Source organism: Shinella sp. HZN7 (assembly GCF_001652565.1).
Taxonomy (GTDB): Bacteria; Pseudomonadota; Alphaproteobacteria; order Rhizobiales; family Rhizobiaceae; genus Shinella; species Shinella granuli.
Window position 1 is genome coordinate 180343 of sequence record NZ_CP015738.1, and the last position, 20675, is coordinate 201017.

Below are 20675 nucleotides of genomic sequence, written 5' to 3' on the forward strand. Positions count from 1 at the left end.
ACGGAACGACCATGACCAGCAATTCCTATGAGACCGGCCGCCTGAACCTGCCGTTCGTCGGCATCTGCACCTTCGGCAAATATCCCTACCAGCCGGACTGGGACGCCATTGACGCCGATGTGGCGATCCTCGGCGCCCCCTTCGACTGCGGCACGCAGTGGCGCGCCGGCACCCGCTTCGGGCCGCGCTCCATCCGCGAGGCCTCCACGCTCTTCTCCTTCGGCCATGGCGGCGCCTATGACCACGAGGACGACGTCACCTACCTGCCGAGCGGCGCGGTCTCCGTCGTCGATATCGGCGATGCCGACATCGTGCACACCGACACGATGAAGAGCCATGCCAATATCGAATTCGGCGTGCGCAAGATCCTTGACGCCGGCGCGCTGCCGGTGGTGCTGGGCGGCGACCATTCGGTCAATATCCCCTGCGTCAACGCCTTTGCCGAGGACTGCGAGAAGAACGGCCCGATCCATATCGTGCAGATCGACGCCCATCTCGACTTCGTCGACGAGCGCCACGGCGTGCGCTACGGCCACGGCAATCCGATGCGCCGCGCGGCGGAAAAATCCTATGTCAGCGGCCTCACGCAGCTCGGCATCCGCAACGTCTCCTCGACGGCCAGGGAGGGCTACGAGGATGCGCGGAAAATGGGGTCCGATATCCTCTCGGTCCGCCAGATCCGGGCGCTCGGCACGCAGGCGGTGGTGGAGCGCGTGCCGGCCGGGGCGCGTTACTACGTCACCATCGACATCGACGGTTTCGACCCGTCGATCGCGCCGGGCACGGGCACGCCGTCGCATGGCGGCTTCATCTACTACGAGGTGCTGGAGATCCTGGCGGCGCTTGCAAAGCGCGGCGACATCGTCGGCATCGACCTCGTCGAGGTCGCCCCCGATTACGACCAGACCGGTGGCACCGCCATTCTCGCCGCCCAGGTTCTCATGAACCTCATCGGCCGCATCATGCACGCAAGGAAGGGCTGAACCATGGGACGACTTCACTATGACTTCTCCGGCGAGCATGTGCTCGTCACGGGGGCGAGCCGGGGCATCGGCCGGGCCGTGGCGGAAGGTTTCGCCGCCGCCGGCGCCGATGTGACGATCCTCTCCTCCGGCGCGGGCATTCAGGAGACGGCGCAGGAAATGACCGCCCGCTTCGGCCGCAAGGTCGCGGCGATCGAATGCGACATCACCGACAGCGCCGCCGTGAAGGCGGCGCTCGCGCCGCTCGGCCGCATCGACGTGCTGGTCAACAATGCGGGGCTGGAGCGCATCACCCCGCTGCTCGATCCCGATCCGTCCATCGAGGACACGTTCCGCCGCATCACCGACATCAACACCAACGGCACGTTCTACGTGACCCGCAACGCGGTGCCCCATATGGTGGAGGGCGGCCGCATCATCGTGACGGCCTCGATCTGGAGCCGCGTCGCGGTGCCGGACTTCGCCGCCTACATCACCTCCAAGCACGCCAATCTCGGCTTCACGCGCGTGATGGCGAAGGAGCTTGGCCCGAGGGGCATCCGCGTCAACGCCGTCTGCCCCGGCTGGGTGCGCACGGAGGCGGCCATGCTGTCCTTGAAGAACATGTCGCTGCGCACCGGCCGCAGCGAGGAGGACCTGCTGGCCGAGATCGTCGGTGCGCAGGTCCTGCCCGGCCTGCTGGAGCCGGAGGACCTTGCCGCACCCTATCTCTTCCTCGCCTCGGACGGGGCGAAGGACATGACGGGCCAGGGCCTGATGCTCGATCGCGGCGAGGTGATGGCATGAGCCGGCGCGTTCTCATTACGGGTGCCTATCGCGGCATCGGCGCGGCCTGCGCCCTTGTCTTTGCCGCAACGGGTGCGCGCGTCGCGCTCGCCGACATCCGCAGGCCCGATGAAACCGCCGCCGCGGCGGCCGGGGCCGGTGCGGCGGAGACGCTGGCGCTTTCCTGCGACGTCTCCGACGAAAGCGCCGTTCTTGCGGTCGGCGATGCGGTGAAGGAAAGGTTCGGCGGGCTCGACGTGGTCGTGCACTGCGCGGGCGTCATCCACGAGGCACCGCTGCTGGACACGTCCGCCGCCGATTTCGACCGGGTGATCGCCATCAACCTGCGCGGCAGCTTCCTCGTCGGCAAGATGGCGATCGGGCTGATGGAGGGCACGGCGGAAGCGCCGGCCCGGGTGATCCTGATCGCCTCGGACATGGCCTATTACGGCCGCGAGACCTTCTCGCCCTACGTCGCCTCCAAGCACGGCGTGCTCGGCCTCACCCGCTCCTGGGCGAAGGAATTCGCCCCCCGCATCCTGGTCAACGCCATCTGCCCCGGCCCGATCGACACGGACATGCTCGGCGCGGCGAACATGAGCGCCGAATGGCGGGCGCGCGAGCTTGCCATCCCGCTCGCCCGCTTTGGCCAGCCGGAGGAGATCGGCGAACTGGCGCTGTTCCTCGCCGGCTCCGGCGGACGGTACTTCACCGGCCAGGGCGTCGGCAGCAATGGCGGGAGCATCATGCCGTGATCAAGAATCCCATTCCCTGGCCGAACGGCGCGAAATGCGCCGCCTGCATCACCTTCGACATGGATGCCGACAGCCTCATCCACATCGCCCATCCGGAGGACGGCCATAGCCGCGTCGCCGGTATCTCCATGCTGCAATACGGGCCGAAGGTGGCGATCCCGCGCATCGTCGAAAGCTATCGCCAGCTCGGCATCAGGCAGACCTTCTTCGTGCCGGCCTGGTGCATCGAGCGCTATCCGCAGGCGATCGAGGCCATCCTGGAGGGCGGCCACGAGCTCGCCCATCACGGCTTCCTGCACGAGCATCCGCGCGAGCTTTCCGACGAGGACGAGGCCTACTGGCTGGATCGCGGCATCGAGGTGATCGTCAAGGCGAGCGGCCGGCGGCCGCGTGGCTGGCGGGCGCCGCTCTACAACTTCTCGCATCGCTCGGCCGATCTCCTGGTCGCGCGCGGCTTCGAATACGATGCCTCGCTGATGGGCGACGACATTCCCTACCTCCTCGAATGCGAGGCCGGCAGCCTGGTCGAGCTTCCGTCGCACTGGGGCCTCGACGACTGGCCGCAATATGTCCAGTCGATCGACCTCGACTACATGATGCCGGTCCGCGCGCCGGAACAGGGCTTTGCCGCCTTCGCGCAGGAGTTCGAGGCCGCCTGGCGGCACGGCGCGCTGTGGGTGCCGGTCGTGCATCCCTTCGCCACCGGGCGGCTTGCGCGCTGGGAGGTGGTGCACCGGTTCCTCGAGCAGGTGCTGACGCGCGGCGATGTGTGGTTTGCGCCCATGGAGGAGATCGCCGCCCATGTGCGCGCCGTCGTGGACAAGGGGCTGTGGTCGCCACGGATCGACCGGCTGCCCTACTATGCCGAACCCGTCCGGGTCCGGTGAAACGGGGCGGGGAAAAGGCCGCGGCGCGCCTCAGAGGTTGGTCAGCCATTCCTGAAGGTCGGCTTCGGCCTTTTCCAGCGCGCTGTAGTTCAGCAGTTTCCGCAGGAGCGCGGTGGTGACGGCGCGGGTGCGCAGGTTGAAGCGCGCATCCTCGCTGTCCTCGCCGGTCGACTGGTAGACGTCCAGCTTGTCGTAGAGCTGCTGCAGGCGGTTCTGGACGCTGCGCAGCGACAGGTTGCGCCGGCGGGCGATCGCCCGGTCGGTCAGGCCAAGCGCGATGTCGACGAGGATCTCGTATTCGGAATCGGTGAAACCGTTCGTCTGGCCGAGGCTCTTCTGCTGCACGCCGCGGATCTCGCGGTCGATCACGCACTGGCTCTCGACGAAGATCGAACGCAGCGCCAGCTTCAGCCGCTCGTCGGAGGCGGACTTGAGCACGTAGCCGTAGGCCGCGCCGTCGGGCACGATGCGCGAGACGCCGCGCACATAGGCCTCGTCGGAATAGTTCGACCAGAAGAGGATGCGCGTCTCCGGCCGTTCCTTCCAGATCGTGCGCGCCGCCTCGATGCCGTTGCGCGTCGCCATCTGGAGATCCATGACGATATGCGCCGACTTGTGGTCGCGGGCGAGCTTCTCGCCGGAAAGGCCGTTCTCCGCCTCGATGACGGTCTCGCATTCCGGCAGCGCGGCGCTCACCGCCTCGTGCAGGTAGGAACGATGCAGGGGATCATCCTCCACGATCAGGACTTTCATCACCCGTTCCTCCTTCGCATGGGGCTGCCGCGCCGCCTTGCGGGGCGAGGGGAAGCCGGACCGTCACGGTCGTACCGCTGTTGTTGCGCCCCGCGCCGATCGCGCAGCTCGCGGAAATCAGCCGGGCGCGCGTCTTCATGTTCTCGACGCCGCTGCCGATGCGCCCGCGCGTGCGAACGACGCCGCAGCCGTCGTCCACGACGTCCAGCACGAGGCTTTCGGCCTCGATGCGCAGGCGCACGGCGAGCGTCGTCGGGCGCGCGTGCCGGACGGCGTTGTTGATCGCCTCCTGCGCGATGCGGAAGAGGGCGACGCTGACGGTCGGCTCCAGCTTGTCGAGCGCGCCGGCCGTCTCGTCGGCGAGCGCCCAGCGGATCGGCATGCCGCTGTCGCGCACCGAGCGGTCGAGATGGTTCTCGACGGCCTGCGCCAGGCCGAAGAGCTGGAGGACGGAGGGCTTGGCCTGCTCGATGATCTGCCTGAGGTCATGCATGCAGTGCTGCAGCGAGCGCGACACGGGCTCCAGCGCGTCAGGGCCGATCTCGCCGCTCAGGGAAAGCTGCTCGACGCGGCGGGCGAGGCGGGTGAGGTCGGCGAGGGTCTGATCGTGCAGGTCCATGCCGATGCGCTGGCGCTCCTGTTCGAGCGCTTCGGTCAGCCGCAGCGCGCCGAGGCGCAGGCCCTCCTCCCGCGCGCGGGCCTCCGCCTCGACGATGGCGGAGCGCTGCGCCTGTTCGGCGGCGCGCAGCGCGAAGAAATAGGGGGTCAGCAGGTCGGCGATCACGCGGGCGCGCTCCACATCGTCGAGCGTATAGAGCCCGGCGGATTGCGAAGAGCAGGAAAGGGCGGCGATGATCGCGCCTTCCACCTTCATCGGCACATGGATGCGGCTGCGCAGCGACTGTTCGTCGATCGGCGCGCGGAAGGCGCCCTCGAAGCGGAAGCGTGGATCGACGGTGGCGTCGTCGCTGAGGAGGTAGTCGACCTCGCCCCACAAAAGCGAGCGGATCGGGCTGTAGACGACGGGCGCGCCTTCGAGGTCGCCCCAGGCGGTGTCGATGCCGGTCTCGTAGGCGGTGTGGTAGTTGCCGTCCTCCACGAGCACGCAGACGTCGAGATGATCGTGCGGGATGATATGGGCGACCTCGTTGGCCACCGAACGGATGGCCGAGCGGAAATCGAGCTGGCCCGCGAGCAGCCGCGAAATGCCGAGATAGTGCTCGAAAAGCGCGGCAGGCGCCAGTTGCAGCATGGGCGAACATCCTCCCGGCGGCGGCCTCCCGCGCCGTCGCCGCCCTCCAGTAAGCGCCGACAAGCATAGCCGCGTCTTGCGTGAACCCGCAACTTCTCGCGCAAATCCCGCAAATGACTTGCCGAGCCGCGCCTGTACAGGCCTGCCGTTCTCCCGCATCCTGTCCGGGCTGAGAGGAGGAAGCTCAGCGGATAACGATTTCGATCCGGCCAACCGGATCCTGAGGGAGAGAGACAGATGGGAATTCGTAAGATGCTTCTGGCATCGGCCGTCGCCGCGTGCGTCGCCGTGCCCGTTTCCGCCTTTGCCGACACGTCGGGCAAGAAGATCGCCCTGTCCAACAACTATGCCGGCAATTCCTGGCGTCAGGCCATGCTGACGAGCTGGGACAAGGTGACGGGCGAGGCCGTGAAGGCCGGCGCGGTCGCTGCCGCCGATCCGTTCACGACGGCCGAGAACCAGGCGACCGAGCAGGCCGCGCAGATCCAGAACATGATCCTGCAGGGCTATGACGCCATCGTCGTCAACGCCGCTTCGCCGACGGCGCTCAACGGCGCTGTCAAGGAAGCGTGCGATGCCGGCATCACCGTCGTCTCCTTCGACGGCATCGTGACCGAACCCTGCGCCTGGCGCATCGCCGTCGATTTCAAGGAAATGGGCCGCAGCCAGGTCGAATATCTCTCCGGGAAGCTGCCGGAGGGCGGCAACCTGCTCGAAATCCGCGGCCTTGCCGGCGTCTTCGTCGATGACGAGATCTCGGCGGGCATCCATGAGGGCGTCAAGCAATTCCCGCAGTTCAAGGTCGTCGGCTCCGTGCATGGCGACTGGGCGCAGGACGTCGCGCAGAAGGCCGTCGCCGGCATCCTGCCGAGCCTGCCGGAGATCGTCGGCGTCGTCACGCAGGGCGGCGACGGCTATGGCGCGGCGCAGGCGATCGCCGCGGCCAAGCGCCCGATGCCCGTCATCGTCATGGGCAACCGCGAGGACGAGCTGAAATGGTGGAAGGAACAGAAGGACGCGAACGGCTACGAGACCATGTCGGTCTCCATCGCGCCCGGCGTCTCCACGCTCGCCTTCTGGGTCGCCCAGCAGATCCTTGACGGCAAGGAGGTCAAGAAGGACCTCGTCGTGCCGTTCCTGCGCATCGACCAGGACAATCTCGAAGCCAACCTCGCCACCACCCAGGCGGGCGGCGTCGCGAATGTGGAATATTCGCAGGCCGACGCCATCAAGGTCATCGAAGCCGCCCAGTAAGGCCTCCCGGCGCCGCGCGGTCGCCCTGGCCGCGCGGTCTTTTCCAGCACAGAAGCGATGGCCAATGACGGGTGAGATGGGGAAACCGGTGATCGCGGTCGCCGAGGCCCGGGTGAGTTTCGGGGCGGTCAGGGCGCTCGACGGCGTGACGCTGTCGATCATGCCGGGCGAGTGCGTCGGTCTGGTCGGCCACAACGGCGCCGGCAAGTCGACGATCGTCAGCGTCATCAACGGCGGCCTGACGCCCCATGCCGGCGGCGTTGCGGGCGATGACGGGGCGCCCGCGCGCGCCTACGGCATCACGGCGGCGCGCGCCCGCGGCGTGCGCTGCGTTTTCCAGGAACTCTCGCTCTGCCCCAACCTCACCATCGTGGAGAATGTCCGGCTGATGCACCGTCCGCTCGGCGGCTTCGGCTGGCGGCGGCGCGCGCGGGCGGTCATCGAGGCGAGCCTCGCCGCGATCTTTCCCGGCCACGGCATCGAGAGCGATCGCACGGTCGGCGAGCTTTCCATCGCCGAGCGGCAGATGGTCGAGATCGCCATGGCCTTTTCCGATGCGGGCGTCGCGCCGCGCCTCGTCATCCTCGACGAGCCGACGTCCTCGCTCGACGCCAGCCTTGCCGAACAGATGCTCGTCCATGTCCGCCGCTTCGTCGCGGCCGGCGGGTCGGTCGTCTTCATCTCGCACATCCTCGGCGAAATCCTCGCCACGGCGGACCGGATCGTCGTGATGAAGGACGGCCGCATCGTCGCAAGCCGGCCGGCGGCGGATTTTTCCGAGCGCAGCCTCGTCGAGGCCATGGGCAGCGTGGTGAAGGGCGAGGCCCACCGCCGCGCCTCGCGCGACCTCACCGGCGCGCCCGTGGTCCTTGAGCAGGGCGGGCGCGGCCTGCCGTTCCTGGCGCGCGCCGGCGAGATCGTCGGGCTCGCGGGGCTGGCGGGCCATGGCCAGACCGACATGCTGATGGCGCTGCATGCGGCGGGAAGCGGCGCCTGGCTGCCCGCGCGCGATCCCGCCGTCACCTTCGTCGCCGGCGACCGCCGGCTCAATGGCGTGTTCGAATTGTGGAGCATCCTGCGCAATCTTTCGATCGCCTCGCTCGGTGACATGACGCGCAGCGGCCTGGTGCGAACCGGCGAGGAGGACGCGCGCGGGGCCGAATGGCAGAGGCGCATCGAGATCCGCACGCCGGACATGGGCAACCGCATCCTGTCGCTTTCCGGCGGCAACCAGCAGAAGGTGCTGTTCGCCCGGGCGCTGGCGACCCGCGCGCCGGTGGTGCTGATGGACGACCCGATGCGCGGCGTCGATGTCGGCACCAAGCAGGAGGTCTACGAGATCGTGCGCCAGGAGGCCGCGACCGGCCGCACCTTCGTCTGGTATTCGACGGAGATGGAGGAGGTCTGCCTCTGCGACCGCGTCTACGTCTTTCGCGAGGGCCGGATCGTCGCCGAGCTTTCCGGCGATGCCGTCGGCGAAGCCAACATCCTCGCCGCCTCCTTCGAGGGAGCGGCCGCATGAGGATGTCCAACGACGCCGTGCGCCTCCTCATCCCGGCGCTCTCCTTGACCGTCCTGCTCGCCGCCGTCTTCTGGCTGCAGCCGCGGGCGATGAGCTATGTCGGTCTCAACCTCCTCTTCAACCTCGCCGTTCCGATCGCGCTCGCCACGATCGCGCAGATGCTGGTCATGGCGGTCAACGATCTCGATCTCTCCATGGGCGCCTTCGTCAGCTTCGTCGCCTGCGTGACCGCGACCTTCCTGCGCGACGCGCCGCTCGTCGGCGGGCTCATCCTCCTCGGAGCGATCGGCGTCTATGCGCTGCTCGGCGTCGTCATCCACCTGCGCAACCTGCCGTCGATCGTCGTCACGCTCGGCATGAGCTTCGTCTGGGCGGGTCTCGCCGTGCTGCTCCTGCCCGCGCCGGGCGGGCAGGCGCCGGACTGGGCGCGGGCGCTGATGACGATGAAGCCGCCGGTCGTGCCGATGGCGATCGTCGCCAGCATCGTCATCGCGGCCATCGCCCATCTTGTCGTCATGCGCTCCTCGCTCGGCGTGCTCATGCGTGGCGTCGGCGGCAACCAGCGCTCCGTCGAGCGCGCCGGCTGGTCGGTGATCCTTGCGCGCGCGGCCGCCTATGGGCTCGCCGGCCTCTTCGCGGTGCTCGCCGGCATCGCGCTCGTCGGGCTCACCACCTCGGCGGACGCCAATATCGCGCTGCGCTATACGCTGCTGTCGATCGCCGGCGTCATTCTCGGCGGCGGGGAGTTCATCGGCGGCCGCGTCTCGCCGATCGGCGCCGTCATCGGCGCGCTGACGCTGACGCTTGCCGGCTCGTTCCTCTCGTTCCTGCGCATCTCGCCCGACTGGCAGATCGGCGCGCAGGGCGCGATCCTCATCACCGTGCTGGCGCTTCGCCTCGTCCTCAACCGCATCGAGAACCGGGAGAGGCGGCGATGACCCTTTTCCGGCACCTTGCGCAGAAGAGCTGGATCTGGTCGTGGATCGCCGCCGTGATCGTCTGGCTCGCGACGATCTCCGTGACGGGCGGCGCGAGCGCGATCGGCCTCACGCAGGCCGCGCTCACCTTCGCCGCCTTCTCCATCATCGTCGGCATCGGCCAGATGTTCGTCATCACGCTCGGGCCGGGCAATATCGACCTCTCCGTGCCCGCCACCATGACGCTCGCCGGCACGGTGGCGCTGAAGCTGATGAATGTGGAGAACGGCATGATCCTGCCGGGCCTTGTCGTCGCGATCCTCATCGGCGTCGCCGTCGGCATCGGTAACTACGCCCTCATCAAGACGCTGCGCATCCCGCCCATCATCGCGACGCTGTCGATGAGCTTCATCGTGCAGTCGACGGCGATCTGGACGAACCGGGGCCTGCGCATCAAGCCGCCGCCCTTCCTGGCCGACTTCACGACGGCCAGCACCTTCGGCGTGCCCAATGTGGCGCTGATCGCCCTCGTGCTGTCGCTCGTCGCCTGGCTGCTCCTCGAAAAGACGCTTTACGGCCGCTGGATCTCCGCGATCGGCCAGAGCATGCCGGCGGCGCGGATGGCCGGCATTCCCGTCGATGGCGCGCGCTTCGTCACCTATGTCTTCTGTGCGGTGCTCGCCGCGCTCGCCGGCTACCTGCTCGCCTGCTTTTCCGGCGGCGCGGCGCTGAACATGGGCTCGGAATATCTCCTGATGTCGATCGCCGTCGTGGTCATCGGCGGCACGGCGGTGGCGGGCGGGGATTCCAACGTGCCGGGCGTCTGGGGCGCCTCGCTCTTCATGTTCCTCGTCGTCTCCATGCTCAATACCTACGGTCTCGGCGCGGGCGTGCGCCTCATCATGACCGGCCTCATCATCATCAGCGTCATCATGCTTGCGGGCGGCCGCCGACCCGGCGCCCGGTAATCCAGGAACACCAGCCATGGCCTCCGAATCCCCCTATGAAATCCACGACCCGCGCTTCCTCCACCTGATCGTCGGCAGCGCGCGGCTCGAGGAGCTCCATACCGGCTGCCGCTGGGCGGAGGGGCCGGTCTGGTTCAGCGACGCCAACCAGCTCCTGTGGAGCGACATTCCCAACCAGCGCATCCTGCGCTGGACGCCGGACGGCGGCGTTTCCGTCTACCGCCAGCCCTCCAATTTCGCCAACGGCCACACCCGCGACCGGCAGGGCCGCCTCGTCTCCTGCGAGCACGGTCTGCGCCGCGTCACGCGCACGGAGATCGACGGCTCGATCACGGTTCTCGCCGAAAGCCATGCGGGAAAACGCCTCAACTCGCCCAACGACGTCGTGGTGAGATCGGACGGCTCCGTCTGGTTCACCGATCCGACCTACGGCATCCTGTCCGATTACGAGGGCTACCGGGCCGAACCGGAGCAGGCGGCGCGCAACGTCTATCGCCTCGACCCCGAGACCGGCGCGATCGAGGCCGTCATCGGCGATTTCGCCCAGCCCAACGGCCTTGCCTTCTCGCCGGACGAGCGCACGCTCTATGTCGCCGATTCCGCCGCCAGCCACGATCCGGCCTTGCCGCGCCATATCCGCGCCTTCGATGTCGCCGACGGCCGCCGCCTTCAGAACGGCCGCGTCTTCTGCCATATCGACACCGGCATCCCGGACGGCATCCGCACGGATGTTTCCGGCAATCTCTGGTCCAGCGCCGGCGACGGGGTGCATTGCTTCGACCCGGCGGGAACGCTGATCGGCAAGATCCGCGTGCCCCAGACCGTCGCCAACCTCACCTTCGGCGGCCCTCGGCGCAACCGCCTCTTCATCACCGCCACGGCCTCGCTCTATTCCATATACCTCGCCATATCGGGCAGCCAGCGGCCCTGAAGGGGTTTTGCGGCCGCACGCCGTCTGCCGCCCGGGCGGCGGAGGGGGCAGGGTCCATCACGCCGGTTGCATTCGGAGGGCGGATGCATCAAAGCTAGGCGGCCAGGCGGGACCACCACGCCTCTGTTGGGAAGAGCAGCATGGAGCAATCCGCCCTCATCGACATCGGCCTGCCGATCGCCGTGTTCATCATCATGGCCGGCATCGGCATGACGCTCGCGCCCGTCGACTTCCAGCGCGTGGTCACGCAGCCGAAGGCCCTCGTCTGGGGCATCGTCGCCGCGCTCGTGCTGATGCCGCTGGTGGCCCTGCTGCTCGCCATGCTCATGGGCCTGCCGCCGGAAATCGCGGTCGGCCTCGTCGTCGTCGCCGCCTGCCCGATCGGCACCACGTCCAGCCTGTTTTCCTATCTCGCGAGGGGGGACCTGGCCTTGTCGATCGCGTTGAGCGCCGTCGGCAGCCTGGTCGCGATCGTGACGCTGCCGCTTTTCGCCAATTTCGCGATCGAACGCCTGAGCGATGGCGATGCCCGCGTCTACCTTCCCGTGTTGCGCACGATCGGGGTGATGATCGCGATCATCCTGTTCCCGGTGATCGTCGGCATGGGCATCCGGCGGAAGGCCCCCGGCTTCGCCGCGCGCGCCGAAAGGCTGGTCGGCGCATTCGGCCTCCTGGTGCTGGTGGCCCTGATCGTCGGCATCGGCATTTCGGTGTATGAACGGTGGGTGGAGATCCTCGTCAGCGCGGGGCCGGCCGTCGTCGCCCTGGTCGTCTGCGCCGTGGCGCTCGGTCTGCTGGGGTCGCGCGCACTCGGCCTCTCGGCTGCCGAGGCCGTCACGGTGACCCTTTCGATCAGCATTCGAAACGCGGCGATCGGCATGGTCCTCGCGATCACGATGATGCATTCGCCGGAGATCGCCGTGCCGCCCGCGCTGTTCGGCCTGTTGATGTATGCGACCGGCTTCAGCCTCGTTGCCTATGGCCGCATGACCATAAAGGCGCCGGCCTGACGGGTGGGCGCTGCGCCCCGGGCACCGGACGGGGCGGCCGCGCATCAAGTCCAGCAATACGGGCTGTTCTCAGGGCGAAAAGCAAGTTTTTCCATTTTATTGCTGCGTTGACAGGATATTCGGCAAGATCGATAATATAGAGGGGCGTGTCGTCGGCAGGCGATGCCATTGGAACGGGGTGGAAGATGGCGACCATACAGCAGTATTCCGAGGATACGCAGGGCGATACCTATGACGGATCAAGCTATCCGGTCTTCAAGATCGGAAGTGATGTCATCGGCCGATACAAGGGAAATATCGACGAATATCTTGGAAATGACAGCGCCGACTATTTTGTTCTTGATCTCGATGCGTCGGGATTGAAGGCAGGCGACAAGCTTCTTGTTTCCTATATTTTCTCGGAAGGGGTCCGTTTGTCGCTCCGTTGGGGCGGATATACCTACGATTATCTGAACAAGTTCGGACCGAATTACAAGATCGAGTTCCTGCACAATGAGAAGACGAGCGGCACCCTGACCATACCGGAAGGCGTCGATGTCATTTCCTTCCAAGTCTACAGCTACAGCGAGACCCGCGGCAGGTATCAGGTCGATATGGTGCACCATGGCGAATCCGAGACAGGCCTGAGCTTCAAGGGCGTCGGGAGCCGTCCGGAGCTCTTCAAGGTCTCCGGTGCGACCCAGCCCGTCGAGGTCGTGGCCGGCGCCGGCAATGACTTCATCTGGACCGGCATACACGCGGATCTGATCGTCTGCGGGCCGGGCCGCGACATCGCGGTCGGTCTCGACGGCAACGACGTCATCTTCGGCTACGACAAGTCGGACATTTCCGGCTTGAAGGGCAATGGCGAGGTGCGCACCTCCGGTCCCGGTGCGAAGGACGGGGCCGACCAGTTGCTGGGCGGGCGCGGCAACGACAAGATGTATGGCGGGGCCGGCGGCGACTACATGCATGGCGAGTGGGACGATGACAGTCTCTATGGCCAGGACGGCAATGACCTCATGTATGGCGGGTATGGTCGCGACACGATGAGTGGCGGCAATGGCAACGACCTCATGTATGGCGGCTCTGAAGCCAAGCCGCGCGGAGACTGGTTCGGCAAGGCCCTGACGCTCACCTGGGACGGAACGACGGGCAAGACGATGAAGCCGCAGACCTGGTCCATCGCGGGCGAAGCGCAGGCCGACGACAAGAGCAATGACCACATGTCGGGCGGCAACGGCAACGATCGCATGTGGGGCCAGGGCGGCAATGACAAGCTTTATGGCGGGCTGGGCAAGGATTTCCTGTCCGGCGGCAGCGGGAAGGACAGTTTCGTGTTCGACACGAAACTCGGCTCCATCAACATAGACACGATCGACGACTTCTCGGTGAAGGATGACACGATCCTTCTGGATAGAACGATCTTCACCAAGGTCGGAAAGGTCGGCGATTTGGCTTCCGGCGCCTTTTACATCGGCACGAAGGCGCATGATGCTTCCGATCGCATCATCTACGACAAGGCGAGCGGGAAGGTATGGTACGATGCCGACGGCAGCGGCGGCGGCAAGGCCATCCAGTTCGCGCTTCTCGACAAGGGCCTCGCCTTGACCGCCTCGGACTTCGACATCATTTCCTGATGCCGGCGGGCGACGGATCGCCCTTGGGCCAGCCGAGGCATTTCCAGCCGGAGCGACAGGGCTTCGGCGCCGGACGGCCGTTTAGAACACTCCCCCGGAGCATGCCGTGCAATGGCGTTCAGCGCTTTGCGATCGGAAGAGGCGTGCGATCAAGGACGCGAAAGCGCAAAGCGCGCGGCTGAGAGCGCGCGAAGCTCTTGCCGTCCTTGGCGGCATGGCCGGGCAGGAGGGTGCGTTCCCCTTCGGCCGGGCCTCGCTCGGCGCCGTCCTTCATGATGCGCGGCAATAGCCACGATGCACCGCACGACCGGCCTTTCCGGCTGGCGGCGGCGCGCGCCGCGACGCTCACCCCCATGATCGAAAGGCTGTTGCGGCGGACATGCCGGGCAATGCGCCCCTTGCGCAAAAAACTGTTGCACGCCGGCCGGTTTTCTATATCTTATAACTTATAAGTTAGAAAACAGCGGGAGCAGATCCTTGTCAGTGCGACAGACTCCAGGCGGCCACCTTTCGGTGGCGCGCGACGATGACCTATTGTCCGGCGAACAGCTTGCCTTCCTTGAGGAGCGCGCGCGCTTCGTCAGGCTCGAGACGCTTCGGCTGATCTCGATCGCCAAGGTGGGCCACTACACCTCCGTCTTCTCCTGCGCGGAGATCTTCGCGGCGCTCTATTACGATGTGATGCGGCTTCGAAGGGGCGAGCCTGCCTGGGTCGACCGGGACCGCTTCCTGATGGGCAAGGGCCATGCGGCCGTCGGCCTCTTCCCCATTCTCGCCGATCTCGGCTTCTTCGATCCCGCATGGCTTGAAAGCTATACGCGGCTCGGCAGCCCGCTCGGCGACCATCCCGACATGACCAAGGTCCCCGGCGTCGATTTCAGCTCCGGCTCCATCGGCCATGCCCTGTCGAACGGCGTCGGCATGCTGCTCGGCGCCCGCTTCCAAAAGCGCGATTTCAATGCCTTCGTCCTTCTCGGCGACGGGGAGATGCAGGAAGGCCAGGTCTGGGAAGCCGCCCTGTCCGCCGCCGCGCACGATCTCTCCAACCTCGTCGCCATCGTCGATCGCAATGGCTACCAGCTCGACGGCAAGGTCGACGACGTCATGGCGATCGAACCGCTCGACGAGAAATGGCGCGCCTTCGGCTGGGAGGTCCACACCGTCGACGGCCACGATCTTGCGGCGCTGACGACGCTGCTGCGCAGGGTCAAGGCCGATCGCACGCGCGAAAAGCCCTGCTGCATCATCGCCCGCACGGTGAAGGGCAAGGGCATCGACTACATGGAAACCGAGCCCGGCTGGCATCTCGGCTATCTCGGCGCGGAAGACGAGGCCAGGGCCCGCGAAACGATCCTGAACACGGTGATCTCCCAATGACCCAGCTGCTTTCCAAGGACTCGTGGCAGTACCGCGAGATCAACCGCCGTGCGCCCTCGCTCCCCACGCTGTCGAATGCGCTCATCGCCCTTGCCGAGGCCGGCCACCCCGTCATGGCGGGCACGGCGGACCTGCAATATTCCAACGGCCTTTCCGGCTTCGCCCAGCGCTATCCCGAGCGCTTCGTGCAGTTCGGCATTTCCGAGCAGAACATGGTCTCGGCCGCCGCCGGCATGGCGACGACGGGCGTCATTCCCTATGTGGCGACCTTCGCCTCGTTCCTGGCGCTGCTGTGCTGCGAGCAGATCCGCATGGATGTCGCCTATTGCAGGCAGCCGGTCCGCCTGATCGGGCACCACACCGGCATTTCGCTGGGCTTCTACGGAACCTCCCATCACGCGACCGAAGACATCGCCATCATGCGCAGCATCGCCAACCTCGCCGTCGTGTCGACGGCGGACGGGCCGGCGCTCGATGCGGCCCTCAGGGCGACCGTCGACTATCCGCTTCCGATCTATTTCCGCATCCACCGCGGCCATGATCCGGTCGTCTACGAGAACGGCGTCCCCTTCGAACTCGGCAAGGCGATCGTGCACGGCATCGGCAGGGACATCACCATCATCGCCGCGGGCTATCCCGTGCATGGCGCCAGGCGTGCGATGGAGGAGTTGAACGCCGCCGGCCATTCCGTCGGCCTGATCGACATGCATTCGATCAAGCCGCTCGACGAGGAGGCGATCATCGAGGCCTCGGCCCGCTCGAAGGTCATCCTGACAGTCGAGGAGCACACCATTCTCGGTGGCCTCGGCGGTGCCGTTGCGGAAGTGCTGGCCGAAAAGGGCCGGGGCGCCCGTCTCGTCCGGCACGGCATCCGCGACGAATACAGCCTGATCGCGCCCCCCACCCATCTCTACAGGCATTACCGCCTGGACGGCGACGGCATAAGGGCCGTGGCGCTCGAAAGCCTTGCGTAAGGAGAATGCCGATGTCGACGAACAACGAAACGATCGCCGCGCGCGCCGAATCCGTCATACCGGGCGGCCTGTTGAGCCCCAGCCGGCGCCTCGGCGCGCCGATCGCCTTCGCCCGGGCCGAGGGGGCCTATCTCTACGATGCGGATGGCAACCGCTACACCGATTATCACTGCGCCTTCGGCGCCAATGTCCTCGGCCACCGCCCGCCTGCCGTCGCCGCCGCGATCGCCGAGACGGCCGAAAACCTCGACCTGATCGGCGCCGGCGTGCTGGAGCTGGAGGTCGAGGTGGCCGAGCTGCTGGTGAACGCGATCCCCTGCGCCGAACAGGTGGCGTTCTGCAGCAGCGGCTCGGAGGCGACCTACCATGCCCTGCGTCTCGCCCGGGCCTATACGGGGCGCAAGCAGATCATCAAGTTCCAGGGCGGCTATCACGGCTGGCACGATTATGTCGCCATGAACGGCCAGTCGAGCCGCCAGATGATCGGTTCCTACGACCCGATGTCCGACGGCATGCTGTTCGATGCCGCCCGCCACACCGCCATCCTGCCCTACAACGACGCCGGCGCCGTCGAGGATTACATCCGCAAAAACCCCGGCGAGGTCGCGGCGATCATCGTCGAGCCGATCGCGCACAATATGGGCGCGGTCATTGCCGAGAAGCAGTTTCTCGCCGACCTGCGCCGCATCACCTCCGAGCACGGTGTCGTCCTCATCTTCGACGAGGTGATCACCGGTTTCCGCCACGCGCTCGGCGGCTACCAGTCGATCGTCGGCGTCACGCCCGATCTTGCCACCTTCGGCAAGGCCGCGACGAGCGGATATCCGATCGGCATCCTCGCCGGCCGGCGCGAGATCATGGAGCGGGTGGGCCGCACGGGCGAGGGCGCCGTCTTCATGGGCGGCACGTTCAACGGCACGCCCGCCTCCATGGCGGCCGTCAAGGCGACGATCGGGGAGCTTGCCAGACCGGGCGTCTACGAGCGGCTGTTCGAGCTCGGCGCGTATCTGCGCGGCGAGATCGACGGCATCATCGCGCGGCACGGTCTGAAGGCGCAGGCCGCCGGCTTCGGCTCGGTCTGGCTCGTCTATTTCTTCGACGGCGCGTTCCGCGACTACACGGACCTCCTGCGCAACGACAACGATCTCGACATGCGCTTCCGCCGCGCGCTGATCGCCGGCCGGCAGGTCTTCCAGCCGCTCCAGCTCAAGCGCCTCTACCTCTCGCTGAGCCACGATCGCGCCGTCCTCGACGACACGCTCGAACTCATCGACACGACCATGGCGGGCCTCGCCCGTTCCGTCGCGGCCTGATCTTCCAACCTGCTCTCGAACATAAAAGGGGAACCCATGAGAACTCGGTTTTTTGCAATGATGGCGAGCGCCGCGCTCGTCGTTTCGTCTCCGGCGCTCGCGCGCGACCTGACCGTCGTCGGCTTCGGCGGCGCGACGCAGGACGTGATGCGCGAAACGCTCTTCAAGCCCTACCAGGACAAGGCCGGCACGCCGCTTCTGGAGGAATCCTATACGGGCGGCATCGCCAAGGTGAAGGCCATGGTCGAGACCGGCACGACGACCTGGGATGTCGTGCAGATGGACGAGAACGAGATGATCCTCGCCTGCGACCAGGGCCTGCTGGAACCCTTCGACTGGGCCAGCCTGCCGAACAGCGCCGACATCATCGCGCCTGCCAAATCCGATTGCGGCGTCGGCGCCTTCGTCTGGTCGAAGATCCTCGCCTATGACGGCGACAAGACGAGCGGCGTCACCTCCTGGGCGGATTTCTGGAATCTCGACAAGTGGCCGGGAAAACGCGGGCTGCGCAAGCAGGCGCGTATGACGCTCGAAATCGCCCTGCTCGCCGATGGTGCAAAGCCCGAAGAGCTCTACGACATCCTGGCGACCAGGGAAGGGCAGGACCGCGCCTTCGCCAAGCTCGACGAGATCAAGCCGAGCATCCAGTGGTGGGAAAGCGGCGCGCAGCCGATGGAATGGCTGGCCTCCGGCGAGGTGACCATGACCTCGGCCTATAACGGGCGCGTCATCGCCGCCAACCAGCAGGGCCGGCATTTCAGGATGTCCTGGACCCACCAGCTCTATGCGATGGACTTCTGGGCCATTCCGAAGGGCGGCAACAGGGACCAGGCCTTCGACATCGTCAACTTCATGACGAGCCCGGAGCCGCAGAAGGCCTTTGCCGAGAAGATGGTCTACGGCGTGACCAACGCCAAGGCGATGGACAGCATCGCCGCCGACATCAAGCCGCAGCTTCCGACGGCCGAGGAGAACATGGCGGGTGCGCTTGCCGTCAGCACGCCGTTCTGGGTGGATCACGAAGAGGAACTGCAGCAGCGCTTCAACCGCTGGGTCGCGCAATAAGGGAGGATGTCATGACGTATCGTAGGTTCTTCGGCGGGCTGGGCATGCTCGCCGTCCTGGCGGGTGCGCCCGCCGCCTTTGCCGATGCCGGCAGATTGACCGTCGTCGGGGCCGGCGGCGTGCTGCAGGATGCCGAGCGCAAGGCCTTCTTCGAGCCCTTCGCGGCGGCGTCCGGCGTGGTGCTGACGGAAGATTCCTATTCCGGGCAGATGGCCAAGGTGCGCGCCATGGTCGACAGCGGCAGCGTTTCCTGGGATGTCATGCAGGTGGAGCAGAACACCCTCCTGTCGGGCTGCGCCGAGGGCCTTTTCGAGGAACTCGACTGGAGCAGGATCGGCAAGCGGGAGGATTTCATTCCCGAAGCCTATAGCGATTGCGGCGTCGGCGCCTTCGTCTGGTCGATGGTGCCGAGCTACGACAAGGCGAAGCTCGCGGATGGGCCGAAGACCTGGGCCGACCTGTGGAATGTCGAGAAATGGCCCGGCAAGCGCGGGTTCCGCCAGACGGCCAAGATGACGCTCGAAATCGCGCTCCTCTCGGACGGCGTTGCCAAGGACGCGGTCTATGACGTGCTTGCCACGGACGAGGGCCAGGACCGCGCCTTCGCCAAGCTCGACGAGATCAAGTCATCGATCCTCTGGTGGACGACGGGCGCGGAATCCGTCGAGCGCCTTGCCGCCGGCGACGTCGTCGCCACGGCGACCTTCAACGGCCGCGTCGCTGCGGCCAACGCCTCCGGCAAGGACTTCGCCCTCATCTGGGACGGGCAGGTCTTCGGCATCGACTACTGGGGCATCGTGAAGGGCTCGCCCAACCGGGAGAATGCGGAGAAGTTCATCGCCTTCGCCTCGACCGAGAGCGCCCAGGCGGCCTTCCCGCAACATATCGCCTACGGCGTCACCAACCTTGCGGCCATCAGGGGCGTCAAGCCGGAGATCGCAAAGGATCTTCCGACCACCGAGGCGAACATGGCCGCGGCCGTGGCGCTCGACACGGAATTCTGGGCCGATCATGGCGAGGCGCTTGAGGCGAGATTTGCGACATGGCGCGCGCAATGACGTCGGATGTCCTCCTGCGGCCGCGCGCTGGCGCGGCCGACGGCCAGCAGGGGCGGGTTTCCGCCCTTGCCGCCGGCTTTCGCGCCGACAGGCGGCGGCAGACGATCGTCAGCCTCGTCCTGATCGGCCCTCTCGTCGCCTTCATCGTGTTTGCCTTCGTGCTGCCGCTCGGCACGATGCTGTTCCATGCCATCAACAATCCCGAGGTCCGCAATGCGCTGCCGATGACGCTCGCCTCGCTGGAGGGCTGGGACGGGGTCGACACGCCGCCCGATGCGGCCTTCGAGGCGCTGGCCGCCGACATCCGGGCGGGTGCCGATCCCAAGGTCCTGGCGGAGGCGGGCCGCCGGCTGAACTACGAGATCACCGGGTTCCGCAGCCTTCTTGCCAAGACGGTGCGAACGGTCCGCAAGGCGCCGGTGGAACCCGCCAGGGCGCAGTTGCTCGCCATCGACGGGAACTGGGACAACCCGGCCTACTGGCGGGTCATCCAGCGCAACGGCGCGCCGCTGACCGCCTTCTACCTGCTCTCGGCCGTCGACCTGCGCCCCGGGGAGAACGGCGGGGTGCAGATGGCGCCGCCGGAGGAGCGGCTGTTCCTCTCGACGCTGATGCGGACCTTGACGATCAGCGCGCTGGTCACGGTGATCTGCCTCTTCGTCGCCTATCCGGTCGCCAATGCCATCGTCGCCATCGGCGGGCGTTTCTCGGCGATCATGCTGGCCTGCGTGCTCCTGCCCTTCTGGACGTCGCTCCTTGTCAGGACGAGCGCCTGGATCGTCATCCTGCAGAAGGAGGGGGTGGTGAACCGCCTGCTTCAGGCGCTGAACATCACGGATGCGCCGCTCGAACTCGTGTTCAACCGGACCGGCCTCTACATCGCGATGGTGCATATCCTGCTGCCGTTCATGGTGCTGCCGCTGGTCAGCGTCATGAAGGGCATCTCGCCGTCCTATGTCAAAGCCTCCGCATCGCTCGGCGCGGGGCCTGTCACGACGTTTCTGAGGGTCTATCTGCCGCTCACCCTGCCGGGCGTCGGCGCGGGATGTCTGCTGACCTTCATCATCTCCGCCGGTTACTATGTCACGCCCACCCTCGTCGGCGGCGCGTCGGACCAGATGCTGAGCTACTTCGTGGCCTTCTATGCCAACACCACGATCAACTGGGGCATGTCCGCCGCGCTCGGCGTCCTGCTTCTGGCCTGCATCCTCGCGCTCTACGGGATCGTCGGGCGGATCGTCGGCATCGGCCGCATCGTTGGAATGGAGTGAG

At 66.7% G+C, this 20675-nt stretch carries 20 protein-coding genes; 17 read left to right on the top strand and 3 right to left on the bottom strand.

Features of this window, described 5'->3' with window-relative positions:
* Positions 1–11 precede the first annotated feature (11 nt).
* From speB to shn_RS26120, 4 genes are read left to right on the top strand one after another with little or no spacing between them, the layout of a single operon-like run.
* Entirely contained in the window at positions 12–983 is a 972-nt protein-coding gene (speB, locus tag shn_RS26105) for an agmatinase (protein ID WP_064333450.1), read from the top strand.
* A gap of 3 nt (positions 984–986) precedes the next feature.
* Positions 987–1769, top strand: coding sequence for an SDR family NAD(P)-dependent oxidoreductase (locus shn_RS26110; RefSeq protein ID WP_064333451.1), 783 nt, complete (start codon positions 987–989; stop codon positions 1767–1769).
* Complete coding sequence (locus tag shn_RS26115) at positions 1766–2503, top strand: SDR family NAD(P)-dependent oxidoreductase (RefSeq protein WP_064333452.1); 738 nt, start codon at positions 1766–1768, stop codon at positions 2501–2503. The genes shn_RS26110 and shn_RS26115 overlap by 4 nt, the downstream gene beginning before the upstream one ends.
* On the top strand, positions 2500–3390 hold the full coding sequence (locus shn_RS26120; RefSeq protein ID WP_064333453.1) for a polysaccharide deacetylase: 891 nt from the start codon (positions 2500–2502) through the stop codon (positions 3388–3390). The genes shn_RS26115 and shn_RS26120 overlap by 4 nt, the downstream gene beginning before the upstream one ends.
* Positions 3391–3420: 30 nt before the next feature.
* Here the strand turns inward: shn_RS26120 and shn_RS26125 are convergent, their stop codons facing one another.
* Both shn_RS26125 and shn_RS26130 read right to left on the bottom strand, forming a co-directional pair.
* Positions 3421–4143, bottom strand: a complete 723-nt coding sequence (locus shn_RS26125) for a response regulator transcription factor (RefSeq protein ID WP_064333454.1) — start codon at positions 4141–4143, stop codon at positions 3421–3423.
* A complete protein-coding gene (locus shn_RS26130; protein ID WP_064333455.1) occupies positions 4118–5395 on the bottom strand; it encodes a sensor histidine kinase in 1278 nt (425 codons plus the stop codon). Before shn_RS26130 ends, shn_RS26125 begins: the two co-directional genes overlap by 26 nt.
* Positions 5396–5632: 237 nt before the next feature.
* Here shn_RS26130 and shn_RS26135 point away from each other — a divergent pair, with 237 nt between their 5' ends.
* The 7 genes from shn_RS26135 to shn_RS26165 all read left to right on the top strand — a co-directional run bounded on the left by shn_RS26135 (position 5633) and on the right by shn_RS26165 (position 13616).
* Entirely contained in the window at positions 5633–6649 is a 1017-nt protein-coding gene (locus shn_RS26135; protein ID WP_064333456.1) for an ABC transporter substrate-binding protein, read from the top strand.
* Positions 6650–6713: 64 nt separating this feature from the next.
* Entirely contained in the window at positions 6714–8171 is a 1458-nt protein-coding gene (locus shn_RS26140; RefSeq protein ID WP_064333457.1) for a sugar ABC transporter ATP-binding protein, read from the top strand.
* Positions 8168–9109 carry an ABC transporter permease gene (locus tag shn_RS26145; RefSeq protein WP_064333458.1) on the top strand — a complete coding sequence of 314 codons (942 nt, stop codon included), beginning with the start codon at positions 8168–8170 and terminating at the stop codon, positions 9107–9109. Before shn_RS26140 ends, shn_RS26145 begins: the two co-directional genes overlap by 4 nt.
* A complete protein-coding gene (locus tag shn_RS26150; RefSeq protein WP_064333459.1) occupies positions 9106–10056 on the top strand; it encodes an ABC transporter permease in 951 nt (316 codons plus the stop codon). The genes shn_RS26145 and shn_RS26150 overlap by 4 nt, the downstream gene beginning before the upstream one ends.
* 16 nt (positions 10057–10072) lie before the next feature.
* Complete coding sequence (locus tag shn_RS26155; protein ID WP_064333460.1) at positions 10073–10987, top strand: SMP-30/gluconolactonase/LRE family protein; 915 nt, start codon at positions 10073–10075, stop codon at positions 10985–10987.
* Between the two features lie 140 nt (positions 10988–11127).
* Positions 11128–11997 carry a bile acid:sodium symporter family protein gene (locus tag shn_RS26160; protein WP_064333461.1) on the top strand — a complete coding sequence of 290 codons (870 nt, stop codon included), beginning with the start codon at positions 11128–11130 and terminating at the stop codon, positions 11995–11997.
* Positions 11998–12182: 185 nt separating this feature from the next.
* Positions 12183–13616, top strand: a complete 1434-nt coding sequence (locus shn_RS26165; RefSeq protein ID WP_064333462.1) for a calcium-binding protein — start codon at positions 12183–12185, stop codon at positions 13614–13616.
* Between the two features lie 118 nt (positions 13617–13734).
* Here the strand turns inward: shn_RS26165 and shn_RS35995 are convergent, their stop codons facing one another.
* A complete protein-coding gene (locus shn_RS35995; protein ID WP_145926065.1) occupies positions 13735–14022 on the bottom strand; it encodes a hypothetical protein in 288 nt (95 codons plus the stop codon).
* A gap of 107 nt (positions 14023–14129) precedes the next feature.
* Between shn_RS35995 and shn_RS26170 the strand changes: the two genes are divergently transcribed.
* The 6 genes from shn_RS26170 to shn_RS26195 are packed head-to-tail and all read left to right on the top strand — an operon-like array spanning position 14130 to position 20674.
* Entirely contained in the window at positions 14130–14993 is an 864-nt protein-coding gene (locus tag shn_RS26170; protein ID WP_064333463.1) for a transketolase, read from the top strand.
* The gene (locus shn_RS26175; RefSeq protein ID WP_064333464.1) at positions 14990–15967 is read left to right on the top strand and encodes a transketolase family protein; all 978 of its coding nucleotides are present in this window, start codon (positions 14990–14992) and stop codon (positions 15965–15967) included. The genes shn_RS26170 and shn_RS26175 overlap by 4 nt, the downstream gene beginning before the upstream one ends.
* Before the next feature lie 11 nt (positions 15968–15978).
* Positions 15979–17280, top strand: a complete 1302-nt coding sequence (locus tag shn_RS26180; protein WP_064333465.1) for an aspartate aminotransferase family protein — start codon at positions 15979–15981, stop codon at positions 17278–17280.
* Positions 17281–17316: 36 nt separating this feature from the next.
* Positions 17317–18345, top strand: a complete 1029-nt coding sequence (locus tag shn_RS26185; RefSeq protein ID WP_064333466.1) for a polyamine ABC transporter substrate-binding protein — start codon at positions 17317–17319, stop codon at positions 18343–18345.
* 11 nt (positions 18346–18356) lie between these two features.
* Positions 18357–19403: an ABC transporter substrate-binding protein gene (locus tag shn_RS26190; protein WP_064333467.1), complete on the top strand. Its 1047-nt coding sequence runs from the start codon at positions 18357–18359 to the stop codon at positions 19401–19403.
* Entirely contained in the window at positions 19400–20674 is a 1275-nt protein-coding gene (locus tag shn_RS26195) for an ABC transporter permease (RefSeq protein ID WP_245337486.1), read from the top strand. The genes shn_RS26190 and shn_RS26195 overlap by 4 nt, the downstream gene beginning before the upstream one ends.
* Position 20675: the final 1 nt, after the last annotated feature.

What these genes read in the sequence shown, in the direction of transcription:
- shn_RS26110 (WP_064333451.1), top strand. Translation starts at nt 987, where the DNA reads ATGGGACGACTTCACTATGACTTCTCCGGCGAGCATGTGCTCGTCACG.
- shn_RS26155 (WP_064333460.1), top strand. Translation starts at nt 10,073, where the DNA reads ATGGCCTCCGAATCCCCCTATGAAATCCACGACCCGCGCTTCCTCCAC.
- shn_RS26130 (WP_064333455.1), bottom strand. Translation starts at nt 5,395, where the DNA reads ATGCTGCAACTGGCGCCTGCCGCGCTTTTCGAGCACTATCTCGGCATT.
- shn_RS26115 (WP_064333452.1), top strand. Translation starts at nt 1,766, where the DNA reads ATGAGCCGGCGCGTTCTCATTACGGGTGCCTATCGCGGCATCGGCGCG.
- shn_RS26190 (WP_064333467.1), top strand. Translation starts at nt 18,357, where the DNA reads ATGACGTATCGTAGGTTCTTCGGCGGGCTGGGCATGCTCGCCGTCCTG.
- shn_RS26175 (WP_064333464.1), top strand. Translation starts at nt 14,990, where the DNA reads ATGACCCAGCTGCTTTCCAAGGACTCGTGGCAGTACCGCGAGATCAAC.
- shn_RS26145 (WP_064333458.1), top strand. Translation starts at nt 8,168, where the DNA reads ATGAGGATGTCCAACGACGCCGTGCGCCTCCTCATCCCGGCGCTCTCC.
- shn_RS26195 (WP_245337486.1), top strand. Translation starts at nt 19,400, where the DNA reads ATGACGTCGGATGTCCTCCTGCGGCCGCGCGCTGGCGCGGCCGACGGC.
- shn_RS26185 (WP_064333466.1), top strand. Translation starts at nt 17,317, where the DNA reads ATGAGAACTCGGTTTTTTGCAATGATGGCGAGCGCCGCGCTCGTCGTT.
- shn_RS26180 (WP_064333465.1), top strand. Translation starts at nt 15,979, where the DNA reads ATGTCGACGAACAACGAAACGATCGCCGCGCGCGCCGAATCCGTCATA.
- shn_RS26165 (WP_064333462.1), top strand. Translation starts at nt 12,183, where the DNA reads ATGGCGACCATACAGCAGTATTCCGAGGATACGCAGGGCGATACCTAT.
- shn_RS26125 (WP_064333454.1), bottom strand. Translation starts at nt 4,143, where the DNA reads ATGAAAGTCCTGATCGTGGAGGATGATCCCCTGCATCGTTCCTACCTG.
- shn_RS26160 (WP_064333461.1), top strand. Translation starts at nt 11,128, where the DNA reads ATGGAGCAATCCGCCCTCATCGACATCGGCCTGCCGATCGCCGTGTTC.
- speB (WP_064333450.1), top strand. Translation starts at nt 12, where the DNA reads ATGACCAGCAATTCCTATGAGACCGGCCGCCTGAACCTGCCGTTCGTC.
- shn_RS26135 (WP_064333456.1), top strand. Translation starts at nt 5,633, where the DNA reads ATGGGAATTCGTAAGATGCTTCTGGCATCGGCCGTCGCCGCGTGCGTC.
- shn_RS26140 (WP_064333457.1), top strand. Translation starts at nt 6,714, where the DNA reads ATGACGGGTGAGATGGGGAAACCGGTGATCGCGGTCGCCGAGGCCCGG.
- shn_RS26150 (WP_064333459.1), top strand. Translation starts at nt 9,106, where the DNA reads ATGACCCTTTTCCGGCACCTTGCGCAGAAGAGCTGGATCTGGTCGTGG.